At 65.1% G+C, this 12,982-nt stretch carries 12 protein-coding genes; 9 read left to right on the top strand and 3 right to left on the bottom strand.

Features of this window, described 5'->3' with window-relative positions; all coding sequences use genetic code 11:
• The first annotated feature begins 3 nt into the window (after window positions 1-3).
• The 8 genes from ACM6JT_RS25325 to ACM6JT_RS25360 all read left to right on the top strand — a co-directional run bounded on the left by ACM6JT_RS25325 (window position 4) and on the right by ACM6JT_RS25360 (window position 8,881).
• Window positions 4-1,374 carry a CpaF family protein gene (locus tag ACM6JT_RS25325; protein WP_217590450.1) on the top strand — a complete coding sequence of 457 codons (1,371 nt, stop codon included), beginning with the start codon at window positions 4-6 and terminating at the stop codon, window positions 1,372-1,374.
• On the top strand, window positions 1,367-2,365 hold the full coding sequence (locus ACM6JT_RS25330; protein WP_414857539.1) for a type II secretion system F family protein: 999 nt from the start codon (window positions 1,367-1,369) through the stop codon (window positions 2,363-2,365). The genes ACM6JT_RS25325 and ACM6JT_RS25330 overlap by 8 nt, the downstream gene beginning before the upstream one ends.
• 4 nt (window positions 2,366-2,369) lie before the next feature.
• Window positions 2,370-3,362, top strand: coding sequence for a type II secretion system F family protein (locus tag ACM6JT_RS25335; protein WP_407971388.1), 993 nt, complete (start codon window positions 2,370-2,372; stop codon window positions 3,360-3,362).
• Between the two features lie 18 nt (window positions 3,363-3,380).
• The gene (locus ACM6JT_RS25340) at window positions 3,381-4,223 is read left to right on the top strand and encodes a tetratricopeptide repeat protein (protein ID WP_217590453.1); all 843 of its coding nucleotides are present in this window, start codon (window positions 3,381-3,383) and stop codon (window positions 4,221-4,223) included.
• A 19-nt stretch (window positions 4,224-4,242) separates the two neighbouring features.
• The gene (locus ACM6JT_RS25345) at window positions 4,243-4,572 is read left to right on the top strand and encodes a DUF3613 domain-containing protein (protein ID WP_131948497.1); all 330 of its coding nucleotides are present in this window, start codon (window positions 4,243-4,245) and stop codon (window positions 4,570-4,572) included.
• 11 nt (window positions 4,573-4,583) lie between these two features.
• On the top strand, window positions 4,584-6,617 hold the full coding sequence (locus ACM6JT_RS25350; protein WP_414857540.1) for a pilus assembly protein TadG-related protein: 2,034 nt from the start codon (window positions 4,584-4,586) through the stop codon (window positions 6,615-6,617).
• Window positions 6,618-6,725: 108 nt separating this feature from the next.
• The gene (locus tag ACM6JT_RS25355) at window positions 6,726-8,117 is read left to right on the top strand and encodes a sigma 54-interacting transcriptional regulator (protein WP_175961540.1); all 1,392 of its coding nucleotides are present in this window, start codon (window positions 6,726-6,728) and stop codon (window positions 8,115-8,117) included.
• 56 nt (window positions 8,118-8,173) lie between these two features.
• Complete coding sequence (locus ACM6JT_RS25360; RefSeq protein ID WP_034184054.1) at window positions 8,174-8,881, top strand: DUF2968 domain-containing protein; 708 nt, start codon at window positions 8,174-8,176, stop codon at window positions 8,879-8,881.
• Window positions 8,882-8,960: 79 nt separating this feature from the next.
• On the opposite strand, the gene hfq is transcribed toward ACM6JT_RS25360, so the two are convergent.
• On the bottom strand, window positions 8,961-9,581 hold the full coding sequence (gene hfq, locus ACM6JT_RS25365) for an RNA chaperone Hfq (RefSeq protein WP_414857541.1): 621 nt from the start codon (window positions 9,579-9,581) through the stop codon (window positions 8,961-8,963).
• Window positions 9,582-9,874: 293 nt separating this feature from the next.
• Here hfq and ACM6JT_RS25370 point away from each other — a divergent pair, with 293 nt between their 5' ends.
• Window positions 9,875-10,159: a PXPV repeat protein gene (locus ACM6JT_RS25370; RefSeq protein WP_034184056.1), complete on the top strand. Its 285-nt coding sequence runs from the start codon at window positions 9,875-9,877 to the stop codon at window positions 10,157-10,159.
• Between the two features lie 27 nt (window positions 10,160-10,186).
• Here ACM6JT_RS25370 and ACM6JT_RS25375 read toward each other — a convergent pair whose 3' ends face one another.
• Together ACM6JT_RS25375 and ACM6JT_RS25380 are read right to left on the bottom strand one after the other, a co-directional pair.
• Window positions 10,187-11,107, bottom strand: coding sequence for a DUF1571 domain-containing protein (locus ACM6JT_RS25375; RefSeq protein ID WP_414857542.1), 921 nt, complete (start codon window positions 11,105-11,107; stop codon window positions 10,187-10,189).
• Between the two features lie 29 nt (window positions 11,108-11,136).
• Window positions 11,137-12,891 carry an AMP-binding protein gene (locus tag ACM6JT_RS25380; protein ID WP_414857543.1) on the bottom strand — a complete coding sequence of 585 codons (1,755 nt, stop codon included), beginning with the start codon at window positions 12,889-12,891 and terminating at the stop codon, window positions 11,137-11,139.
• Window positions 12,892-12,982: the final 91 nt, after the last annotated feature.

The following is a 12,982-nucleotide window of genomic DNA, read 5'->3' on the forward strand; positions in this document are numbered from 1 at the left end:
GCGATGGCACACGACATTCAATTTGCCGACGGCGCAGCGCCGTTCTCCCAGACGCAGCAATTCCACGACATCAAGAATGCCGCGCACGAGCACTTGCTGACGCGCATCGAAGAACTGGGCGCCGAGTTCGGCCGATGGTCCCGCCAGGCGATCAACCAGTTCGTCGATCTCGAGATCGACAGCTTCGTGCGCCTGCGCCGCATTCCGCTCAACGAGAACGAGGTGCGCGCGATCGCCGAGGCGCTGACGAAGGAACTCGCGGGCTTCGGGCCGATCGAGGACCTGCTCGCGGATCCGGCTGTCGAGGACATCCTGATCAACGGCTACAACGACGTGTACGTGTCGCGTCACGGGATCCTCGCGAGGCTGCCGGTGCGCTTCACCGACAACGCGCACCTGTTGCGGATCGTGCGGCGCATCCTCGCACCGATCGGCCGCCGTCTCGACGAGTCGAACCCGATGGTCGATGCGCGGCTGCCCGATGGTGGCCGCGTGAACGTCGTGATCGAGCCGCTGTCGATCGACGGTCCGGTCGTATCGATCCGGAAATTCCGCAAGGATCCGCTGAAGCCGTCCGACCTGCTCGCCAACGGGACCTTCAACGAAGAAATCAACACGCTGCTCCAGGCGGCGGTCGAGGCACGCTGCAACATTCTCGTGTCGGGCGGTACGAGTTCCGGCAAGACGTCGCTGCTCAACGCGCTGGCGTTCCACATTCCCGAGATCGAGCGTGTCGTGACGATCGAGGATACGGCGGAGCTGTCGCTGAACCACCCGCACGTCGTACGGCTCGAGAGCCGGCCGGGCGGCTTCGACGGCACCGGCATCGTGTCGATTCGCGACCTGCTGCGCAATACGCTGCGGATGCGCCCGGACCGGATCATCGTCGGCGAAGTGCGCGGCGGCGAAGTACTGGAAATGTTGCAAGCGATGAACACAGGTCACGACGGCTCGATGGGCACCGTGCACGCGAGTTCGCCGCGCGAGTGCCTGTACCGTCTCGAGATGCTGGCGGGCTTCGCGGGCTTCCAGGGCACCGAGTCGAGCCTGCGCCGGCAGATCGCGAACGCGATCGACTTCATCGTGCAGATCGGACGCCTGTCGAACGGGCGGCGGCGGATCCTGTCGATCACCGAAGTGACGGGGCTGTCCGACAACATCATCGCGACGCAGGAGCTTTACCGCTACGAAGCGCGCGTGACGCCGGAGGGCGAGGAGGTCGACCACTGGGAAACGCTGGGCATTCATCCGCATTCGCCGAAGCTTGCGCGCTTCCGTCAGACGCTGACGAGCGGCGGCTTCGGCGATGGCGGGTTTGGCGGCGGCTTCGGCGGTGGCGGGTTCGGCCGCGGCGGCGGGGGCTTCAATGTATAGCGCGATGATATGGGTGCTGGCGTGCGCGATGCTGTGCGTCGCGGCGGCGATGATGCTGTGGCGTCACGCGGAGACCCGGCGCGTGCGAACCGACGCGAAGCGCTTCATCGACAGCCGGCTCGAACCCGGCGCGCGTGCCGGCGTCGCTGCGCAGGCGGCACGGCAGTCCGCGGCAGGTGCTGCGCGTGCCGTGGCGCAGCCGGGCGCGGCGCGGAACGTATCGTCCGACGCATTTTGGGCGCACTGGTATGCGACGGCATCCGAGTATCTGGCGAACCTCGCGAGTCGCGCGGGGATTGAGGATGCGCGCGGCAAGACGCTCGTCGCGCTTGCCGCGCTGGTTGTTGTCGCGGCGTTCGCGGGCAGTCGCGGTGGCGCGCTTGCGTGCTTCGCGGCGCTCGCGTGCGGCAGCTCGATGCTCGGCGTCTGGCTCGCGTCGCGAATTCAGCGGCGCAGACTGAAGATTGTCCGGCAGATCCCGTCGTTCCTCGACGGGATCGTGCGTCTCGTGACGCTCGGCAACAGCGTGCCGGCGGCGTTCCAGTCGGCGCTGCTGACGACCGAGGAGCCGCTGCGCGGCTGTCTCGATCTTGTGTCGCGGATGCTGCGCGGAGGTATCGAGATCGACCGCGCAATGATGCACATCGCGAAGATCTACCGGACCGAAGAGTTCGAACTCGTGGGCTCGGTGCTGCGCTTGTCCGTCAAATACGGTGGCCGTGCGGACGTAATGCTCGAACGGATGGCCGTGTTCATGCGCGATCTGGAGCAGGCCGAGCGGGAATTGACCGCGATGTCGTCGGAGACGCGGCTGTCGGCGTTCGTCCTCGTCATGCTGCCGATCGCAATCGGCAGCTTTGTCGTGATGACGAACCCGAAGTATCTGCACGGAATGTGGAACGATCCGAGCGGGCGAACGCTCCTCATGATCGCGTTCCTGATGCAATTGACCGGCAGCGTATGGCTGTATCGAATGGCTCGGCTCAGGTGATGCGATGACAGCGACTCAAATCGGAGCGATTGCGTTGGCGGTGGGCGCGCTCGGGGTGCTGCTGCTCGGCATGGTCGCGATGCTGCGCGCAAGTGCCGCGACGCGTGCCGAACGTGCGCTGGTCGATGCGCTGGACCGGCGCATGGCCGCGCTCGAAGCAGCGAAAGCGCGAACCGCGCCGGATGGCGAGGCGCCGGCGAAGCCCGACGTACGTGGCGGGCAGCGCGTCGAACGTTTTCTCGACAGGCTGTCGGCGGCGGGCGTGCGCTGGCTCGATACCGGGTTTGGCAAATACGTTGTCGCGGAAGAGGATCGCCGCCTGCTCGAGCAATGCGGCTATGTCGACGTGCGCACGCGCGGGCTGTTCCTGAGCGCGCGGGTCGCGTGCGGGATCGGGCTGCCGCTGCTGTTCGCTATCTTCGCGAGCGGGCGCATGAAGGGCGGTATCTGGATGGTCGGCATGTTCGCCGCCTTCGGGCTCGGCTTCATGTTGCCGAAGCTCTACGTGCAGCGCCGTGCGGCGGCGCGGCGACAGAGCGTGGTCGACGAACTGCCGTTGCTCGTCGACATGCTGCGCTTGCTGCAAGGCGTCGGACTGTCGCTGGATCAGAGCCTGCAGGTTGTGACGAACGATTTTCGCGGGATGTTGCCGGTGCTGTCGTCGGAGGTGGGAATCGCGCAGCGCCAGTTCGCTGCGGGCCGCACGCGCGAGCAGTCGCTGCAGCGGTTATCCGTCGGATTCGACAACGAGGATTTGCGCGCGATCGTGCGATTGATGATCCAGGTCGACAAGCATGGCGGCGCGGTGCAGGAGCCGCTCAAGCAGTTCGGGGACCGGCTGCGAGAAACGCGCCGGGCCATGCTGCGCGAGCGGATCGGCCGGTTGACCGTGAAGATGACCGGTGTAATGGTGCTGACGCTGTTGCCCGCGCTGTTGATCGTGACGGCCGGGCCCGGCATGTTGGCGGTGATGCACGCGTTGTCGAAGCATCATTGAAGGACGGAAGGAAAGACGATGAAGCGGATCGGCGGAATGGCGACACGGGCGGGTGCGGTAGCGGCGGTGCTGCTGCTGGGCGCGTGCGCGACCAAGGACAGCGGTTATGGCGTAAACGCGCAGACGGAGCGCGCGGCGCTGATACAGGCGGCTGACCAGAAGCAGGCCGTGCCGGATACGCCGGGCATGTACCTCGGCCTGATCCAGCGGATGCAGTCGCAGGGGCTCTATTACGCGTCGCTCGCGCACATCGACGCGTACGACAAGACCTACGGCATCGTGCCGGAGTCGGTCCTGCTGCGTGCGGACGCGCTGCGGATGACCGACCAGCCGGCCGCGAGCGCGGCCGCCTACACGCAGTTGCTGAAGACGCCGCTCGCCGCGCGCGGCTATCGCGGGCTCGGGTTGCTCGCGGGTGCGGCAGGCGATTTCGACCGCGCGGCGCAGACACTGACGCAGGCGTCGGAACTGGCGCCGACCGATGCGTCGATGCTGTCCGATCTCGCATACGCGAAGCTGCGCAGCGGCGATGTTGTCGGCGCGCGCGTGCCTTTGATGAAGGCGGCCGAACTGGATCAGCGCAATCCGAAAATCGTCAGCAATCTCGTGCTTTACCTGTTTGCAGCAGGGCGTACGCAGGACGCGCAGAGGCTGATGAACCAGCAGCACCTGCCGGCGGATATCCGCAAGGACATCGTTAGCGATGCAGCGAAGATTACGGCGGCGGCGCGTGCGCAGCAACGCGCGGTTGCGATGCCGCCGGTCGTGTCACGGCGCGGTACTGCCGCGCCGATCACGCCGATGGCGAACAATTTTGGCTACGATCAGACCGTGCCGCTCCTGCAACGGTTTGCACAATGAACGGGCGTCGGGGAACGACATGAACGACAACAAAAATCATCGAAGCGTACACGCGCACCGGGCGGCGGTGCTGACCGCGATCGTTTGCATGGTGGCCGGTTCCGCCGCGGCATACGGTCAAGAGACCGTAACAGCGGGCGCGGCTGACGTCGGCCGCTCGACAAGAGACTGGCTCACGATGCAACGCGACAATCGCGCGGCGGCACCGACGCAGCCGATGCTCGGCGACGTCGCGTCGCTCGTCTACCAGCGCTATCTCGATTCGTTCAAGAACAAGATCCCGAATTCAATGAGCCCGCAGCTCGGTTCCGCCAGCGGCATGTCGGGCGGTGGTCAGGGCATGCAGTAAGCGGGACGGCGATGCACGCAGATCAATCACACGTAGCGCAGAGGCGCCGCGCGGCCGGCGGTCCGGGGCGGCAGCGCCAGCGCCAGCGCGGCGCCGTTGCGGTCATGGCCGCGATCTGGGTGTCGGTCGCATTCATCATGCTGGGTGCGATCGACATCGGCCGTTTCTATTCCGAACGGCGCAGCATGCAGGCGGCTGCCGATCTGGCCGCGCTTTCGGCGGTGTCGCAAATTACTGCTGATTCGACCTGCACGGCGGCGACGACGGCAGCCAATCGAATCGCGAATCCGGCGGCGAATCCGCTGCCGGCCAACTCGACCGTTTCCGTGACGTGCGGTGTCTGGACCGCACCTCAAGGCAGCGGCAATCCGCTGTTTACGCCGACCTCTGGCGCAGCAACCAACGGCCAATGCGCAGGCTTGTCGCCCGGAACGATTAATGGTCAATCGGTCAACGCCGTATGCGTGACGGTTTCCGAGCCGGTCTCGGGCATTTTTCGCAGCGGGGCCACCATCGGCGCGTCGGCCATTGCCAAGAGCGTGCCGACTGATACCTTTACGCTGACCACGTCGCTTGCGTCGCTGAACGGTGGACTGGCCAATCAGTTGCTCAAGGCGCTGACGGGTTCGCCCAATGCGCTGAGTCTGCAGGCTGTCGATTATCAGGGGCTCGCGCAAGTTAACCTGAAACTGGCCGGCATTCTCGCCAATCTACCGATCGGCACGAGCACGTCCGTATTGAACGGCAACGTGACGCTCGGCCAACTGGCCAATGCGACGTTGCAGGCGGCGACGCAGCAGAATGTGGCTGCAGCGAATCTGAACGTTCTGAATGCGCTCGTCGTCGCGCTTTGTTCGAACAGCATCTGTGGCGGGCCGCAGATCGCGCTCGGCCAGCTGGTTTCCGCCGCAACCGCTACGGGAACTTCCGCCGTCAACGCCAGCGTCAATGCGCTTGGATTGTTGTCGACGGCATTGCAGATCGCGAACGGCACGAATTCAGTGAGCATTCCCAGTGTCACGGTCCAGACGCCTACTTTGCTCGCACCGTTACTCAACGTGACCGTGTCGGGTTCCGTCAAGTTGGGGGCGAATCCTCCGTCCACCGCGAGTGGTCCTCCCGGACCGGCGAATTGCGGGACGTCCGATTGCACGACCAACACGTCGACCGCGCAGGGGAACGTGTTCCTCAATACGTCGATCTCGCTGCTGTCGACGTGCTCCAACGGCTCGCTGGTCTTTCCGGGCGGCAGTTGTCCGTCCGGCAGTGCGACGCCGCTTGCAGCGGTGCAATTGCCGATCACCGCCTATGTGGCTCCCGCGAAGGCGGGCCTGACGTCCGTCACCTGCACCGCGGACGGCACGAAAAGCGCGCAGGTAAACGTGCAGACCGGGGTAGTGGCCGTATACATCGGCGGCGCGGCGAATACGCCGATCAATCTCAATGCGCCCAGCGGATATGTTCCCGACGGCAGCGCTGCACCGATCACGCTTGTGTCCGTCAACCTGCAGAGCCTGCTCAACCTGTTGAACCTTGGCGGTCTGGTTTCCGGACTGACGACGTTGGTCAAAACCCTGACGTTAGGAATCGTCGACCTGACCGATATCTCCATCAACATCAACCTGTTGCCCGGACAACTGACGGTTCCCGTCGCCAGTCAAAATCCGACGCCGTTGGTGTACACATATCCCGGGCCCGGGTCGTCCGCTTCGCCGAACCCGGCATCGCCGTACATGCTGAGCACGGGAACGGATCAGTTCCTGTCGCCCGCCGTTCAAGGTATCTTGAACAGCGGCCTGTCATTGCAACTGTCGGCGAACAGCGGTTTGCTGTCGTGGCTGGGCGTCATAGTGAATCCCATACTGAGCGTCGTGACCGGGCCGATCCTGTCCGCGCTGGCGACCACACTCGTTCCGCTACTCCTGCAACCGATCGATTCGCTTCTGACCTCGGTCACGGGCCTGCTCGGTTTGAGCCTGGGGAACGCCTATGTCACGAACACACCGGACTCGATCAAATGCGGCAATCCCATGCTGGTTCAATGAATGCCTGAACGTTCCGTTATCGAAGCGGGCGGCGTCGCTGCCGTCCGCAACCGGTCACTGACCTGCAACACCGAGCAACTCGTCAATAACTGAAGCCGCACCCGAATCATGAGAACCACGCCCGCAATCGCAGAACTCGACCTCTACGTCTGGGAAGGCAAAGCGGACATCGTCGACCGCGTCGCCCGCTGCATGGCGAGCTTCGACGTCGAAGTGATCCGTGCCGACAACGCGGAGATCTCGCCCGAACGCGCCGCGTTGCGGCCATCGCTGGCGATCATCAGCGTGTCGATGATCGAAACCGGCGCGGCGTTCCTGCGCGACTGGCAGGCCAACATCGGCATGCCGGTCGTCTGGGTCGGCGCGGCGCGCGACCACGACGCGTCGCAGTATCCGCCCGAGTATTCGCACATCCTGCCGCTCGACTTCACGTGCGCCGAACTGCGCGGCATGATCGGCAAGCTCGTCACGCAACTGCGTGCGCATGCGGCCGAAACGTTACAGCCGTCCGAACTCGTCGCGCACTCGGAATCGATGCAGGCGCTGCTGCACGAAGTCGATACGTTCGCCGACTGCGACACCAACGTGTTGCTGCACGGTGAAACCGGCGTCGGCAAGGAGCGCATCGCGCAACTGCTGCACGAAAAACATTCGCGCTACCGGCACGGCGAATTCGTACCGGTGAACTGCGGCGCGATTCCGGACGGCCTTTTCGAATCGCTGTTCTTCGGCCATGCGAAAGGCTCGTTCACAGGCGCGGTTGTTGCGCATAAAGGTTATTTCGAGCAGGCGGCGGGCGGCACGCTGTTCCTCGACGAAGTCGGCGATCTGCCGCTGTACCAGCAGGTCAAGCTGCTGCGCGTGCTCGAGGACGGCGCGGTGCTGCGCGTCGGCGCGGCGACGTCGGTCAAGGTCGATTTCCGCCTGGTCGCGGCGAGCAACAAGAAGCTGCCGCAGCTCGTGAAGGAAGGCCTGTTCCGCGCGGATCTCTACTACCGGCTCGCGGTGATCGAGCTGAGCATTCCGTCGCTGGAAGAGCGCGGCGCGGTCGACAAGATCGCGCTGTTCAAGTCGTTCGTCGCGCAGGTCGTCGGCGAGGACCGGCTCGCCGAGTTGTCGGATCTGCCGTACTGGCTGACGGATTCGGTCGCGGACAGCTATTTTCCCGGCAACGTGCGCGAATTGCGCAATCTCGCGGAGCGTGTCGGCGTGACGGTGCGGCAGACGGGCGGGTGGGATGCCGCGCGGCTGCAGCGGCTGATTGCGCACGCGCGCAGCTCGGCGCAGCCGGTGCCGGCGGAAAGTGCGGCCGAGGTCTTCGTCGATCGCAGCAAGTGGGACATGAACGAGCGCAATCGCGTCATCGCGGCGCTCGACGCAAACGGTTGGCGGCGTCAGGACACGGCGCAGCAGCTCGGCATCAGCCGCAAGGTGTTGTGGGAAAAAATGCGCAAATATCAGATCTTCGACGAAGAGCCCGAGACACGCGAAAGCGAATAATTAATGAGATAAAATCGCGCTGGATTACAACGACTCGGGCGGGGAATAAAAACTTCATGAGCCATATGACGGGGTTGGGGCGGGCGTGTGTGTTGTTCGCCATGGTGGGGGGCATGCAGGGCGCTTACGCGCAGGGGCTGGCAGGCAGCGATTCGCCGGCGGTGCAGCAGGCGTCGGCGCCGGTGGCAGCGATTCCGGTGATCGATTCGCAGGTCCAGACGTCGGTGCAGCCGCAGGCGGGCGAGACGACGGGGCCGAGCACGGTCGACGACCTGCAGCGCCAGATCCAGGCGCACACGCTGACGGAAATGCGCACGAGCTACAACGGCAGCTACGGTGCGAGCCTGCTGTTCAACGTGAAGGACGGAGCGTACTTCGTCGCGCTGTTCCAGCAGAAGGCGTTCTGGCGCGTGATCAAGACTCACGACGAAACGCGCGCGGAAGCGATCTATCGCGATTTCTCGCATCAGGCGGAGCGGCTGGCCGTCAACGAACTGCGAGCGACGAAGCTGGAGTCGCAGAAGGCGCAAATGGACAAGCAGATCGAAGTCACGCAGGACCGTGCGCGGCGTCTGCAGGCCGATATCTCGATTGCACGCCAGCAGCAGGCAGCGGTCGCGGATCGCCAGAAGAGCGTACGCAGCGAGACGGTCGCGTTGCAGGCGCAGCAGGCCGAACTCCAGTCGCAACTGCGCGCGTTGCAGCAGCAGGTGCGTTCGCTGCAGCGCGAGGCCGACGCGGGCCTGCCGAGGACGGCACGCTGAACCGAGAGTGGCGGTGCGGCGACTTGCCGCGCCGGCCGCACAAGAGAAAAGGGCAAGCCCGTTGGCTTGCCCTTTTGTTTTACTGGCCGTCCGGCACGATTCGCCGGCGGCGGGTGACGATCACCGGCCCGTTGCCGCCGCGTGCATCCGACGGCGATGTGTTGCCGGATGCGTCACCGGTGTCGCGCGGCGCGCCGTAGCTTTCGCGCGGTTCGCGGGGTTCGCGCGGTGCGCCATAGCCTTCGCGCGGTTCGCGGGGGTCGCGCGGTGCGCCATAGCCTTCGCGCGGTTCACGCGAGCCGTAGCCTTCGCGCGGCTCGCGGGAGCCATAGCCTTCACGCGGTTCGCGGGAACCGTAGCCGCCGCCGTCGCCACGCGATTCGCGCGGGCCGCCGTGCGAGCCGTACGGGCTGTGACCGCCGCCTTCACGGCCGCCGGGGCGCCCACCGGTGCGCGGGCCGCGGGGGCCGCCGCCGCCCGGGCGCGAGCCGCCCGTGTCGAGCTGGATCGTGGAAATCGCGCGCTTGTAGATGCCTTGCAGACCCACGGGGGTGCGCAGCATCACCAGGTACTGGTCGAACGACTCGATACATCCCGTCAGACGAATGCCGTTGACGAGATAGATTTCAACGCGCTTACGTTCCTTGCGCGCCGAATTGATGAAGTCGTTTTGCGGATGGGATTCTGCGGGATTGGCCATTGAGGTGCGGCAGGAGCCTGCGTCAGAGAATATGTTGTGCGTGTGTGGCGTGTTGGTCCACAAGGCGTTTGGCGGAATTCTACCCTGTTCGATAGGGAAGCGCGCAGTCGTGATTGTGTCGAACCGTAACCCACTATAGACGTTCCGGCGCATTTTCGCGATTCGGCCGAACGGCCAAAGCCGTTTCGTTACGTCGCGTTACGACTCTCGCAGCGCCGTATCACCTCGGTGCGCGCGCTGTGCCTACATTACTCGCGCGAGCCGGATGGGCCGGCATATCAGGGATCCAGAACATGAACAAGAGGCGATGGGCAGGGTGGGTCGGCGGCGTGGCGTTGCTGGCTTCCGGCAGTGCAATGGCGGGGCATGTCGACCTGTCGGTCGGCATCGGCGTACCGGTCGCGCCGGTCTATGTCGAGCCGGCACCGGTCTATGTGGCGCCGCAGCCCGCGGTGGTCGCCTATCCGGGCTACGGATACGGCTATTACGGCGATGACGACGACGATCGCTACCGCAAGTGGCGCAAGCACTATTACAAGCATTGGCGCAAGCACCACGGCGACGACGATGACGATTGAACCCGAGGTCGGCCCCGCCGGCGCGCATCAGAACGCGTAGTCGGGTTTTTTCGGGTCGAATGCGGTGTCGTCGAGCGTCGCCGGCGCGATTTTCTCGATGATGATCCGCTCGAAGATCTTGCCGTCGTTGTCGTAGGACTCGACGGTCCGGAAATAGGGCGCGTGCAGGTCGAGCCCGAGGACTTCCTTCTTCGCGTAGAACTGCGGCCGGCCGGTCGGCGTTTCGTAGGTGAGCGCGACGACGCGCACGCCGCCGATCATTTTGGCTTCCACCCGGGTCGGCCGCTGCACGCCGGCTTCCTGGTATTTCTTCCCTTCGGTCAGGTACAGGTTCGTGATGAACTCGGTGCCGAGATCCTTCACCTGGTGATTCGACTGGGCGCGCGCGAGTGCGCCGTCGAGCGCCGTCCACAACGGAATCTTGCCGAGCAGGCCGCCGAGATGGCCGTACATCTCGTCCTTGCGCTGCGTCGTGTCGTAGATCGTCTCCTGTCCGGCATGCGCGCCGCCCGGCAGCCATTTCGCATACACCCGCAGCGGCTCGCGGGTGGTTTTCACGAGCATGCGGTCGGGCGTGTCGGACCATTTCCCGCTGATGCGCTCCTGACGCACCATCGTGAACTGGTACGACGGATAGCCGTTGGGGCCATTACGGATATAGAGCGGCACGGCGAGCGGGTCGAGCGCCTTGAAGAGCGTCGTGAGCGTCGCGTCGTCCAGCTGCGCGAGCGTGCCGCGCTGCGCGGCCGTGCGCAGCCAGCGCGCCTGTTGCGCGACCGGGTCGCGCGTGATTTTCGCCAGGTCCGCCGGCAGCGCGACCTCCTGTGCCGCGCTTGCGGCGTCGGCCATTTCCTGCGCATGCGGCAGTCCCGGCCGAGCGAGCGACAGCATGCACGCGACCGCCGCGGCGGCAGCGTGCCACGCGCTGCGCTTCTTTCCTGCGTTCATCGACAGCATCTCCCGGAGCGATGGATCGTTCAGTCTTGCTTCGCGGTCTTGATCCTGGCGAGTTCCTCGTCGCGCAGCGCGCGGCGCAGGATCTTGCCGACGTTCGTCTGCGGCAGTGCGTCGCGGAACTCGACGAATTTCGGCATCTTGTAGCCGGTCAGGTTCTTGCGGCAGTGCGCGAGCACGTCGTCGACGGTGAGCGACGGGTCGCGGCGCACGACGAACACCTTGATCCGTTCGCCCTGCACCTCGTCGGGAATGCCGATCGCGGCGGCCTCGCTGATGCCCGGATGCATCACGAGCACTTCCTCGATCTCGTTCGGATACACGTTGAAGCCCGACACGAGGATCATGTCCTTCTTGCGGTCGATGAGGCGGATGAAGCCGCGTTCGTCCATCACGCCGATGTCGCCGGTGCCGAGCCAGCCGTCGGCGTCGATCGCCTTGGCCGTCTCGTCTGGGCGCTGCCAGTAGCCGCGCATCACCTGTGGACCGTGCACGCACAGCTCGCCCGGCTCGCCGATCGCGGCCCAGGTACCGTCCTCGCGGCGAAAGCGCACGACGGTGGACGGCGCGGGCAGGCCGATCGAACCGCTGAACGAGGCCATGTCGTTCAGGTCGACGGGATTCATCGTGACGATCGGCGAGCATTCGGTAAGCCCGTAGCCTTCGACCACCGGTCGGCCCGTCACCTGCTGGAAGCGCTCCGCGACCGCACGCTGCATCGCCATCCCGCCCGCCATCGCGAGCTTGAGCTTCGAGAAGTCGCGCTTGCGGAATTCCTCGTTGTCGAGGAACGCGTTGTACAGCGTGTTGATGCCGGTGATCCCCGTGAACGTTTCGTTGCGGATGATCTTCATCACCATCTTCATGTCGCGCGGGTTCGCGATCAGGATGTTGCGCCCGCCGAGCCCCATGAAGATGAACGCATTCACCGTCAGCGAATAGATGTGATAGAGCGGCAGCGGCGTGAGCACGGTTTCGACGTCGCCCGAGACCTGGTCGGCGATCCATGCCTTCGCCTGCAGCAGGTTCGCGATCAGGTTGCCGTGCGTGAGCATCGCGCCTTTCGCGACGCCGGTCGTGCCGCCCGTGTATTGCAGGAACGCGAGGTCGTCGCGCGTGATCTGCACCGGCTGCGGTTTGCCGCGCGCGCCGAGCGCAAGTGCGGAGCGCAGCCGGATCGCCTGCGGCAGGTGGTAGGACGGCACGAGCTTCTTCACGTGCTTCAGCACGAAATTGATCAGGCGTCCTTTCGCATTGAAGCCGTCGGCGAGCAGGTCGCCGAGCGCGGTGACGACGATGTTCTTCACCTGCGTTTCCGGCAGCGCCTCCTGCAGCGTGCTCGCGAAGTTCTCGAACACGACGATCGTCTGCGCACCGCTGTCCTTCAACTGGTGCGCGAGTTCGCGCGCGGTGTAGAGCGGGTTCACGTTGACGACGATCGCGCCGGCCTTCAGCGTGCCGAACAGCGCGACCGGATACTGGAACGTATTCGGCAGCATGATCGCGACGCGGTCGCCGGGCTTCACGCCGAGGCTCTGCAGATACGACGCGAACGCGTCGACTTTCTGCGCGAGCGTGCGATAGGTCATCGATGCGCCTGCGCTCACGTAGGCGACGCGCTCGGCGAAGCGTGTCGTGCATTCGTCGAAGAACTGCACGAGCGATGCGTATTGAGTGACGTCGATTTCGTGCGGTACGCCGGGCGGGTACGACGCGTACCAGATACCGTCGGTGTTCGGCGGAACCTGGGCCGCTGCGGTTGCTGCGGAAGATGACATGACGTGTCTCCGGTCTTTGCTTTCGGCGCGGGCAGGCGCTTCGATGCCTGCCCGCGCCCCATGCTTCACGGGCGATCAGCACGGGCGCCTC

The organism is Burkholderia sp. IT-111MI5 (genome assembly GCF_949752865.1).
Classification (GTDB): domain Bacteria; phylum Pseudomonadota; class Gammaproteobacteria; order Burkholderiales; family Burkholderiaceae; genus Burkholderia; species Burkholderia pyrrocinia_C.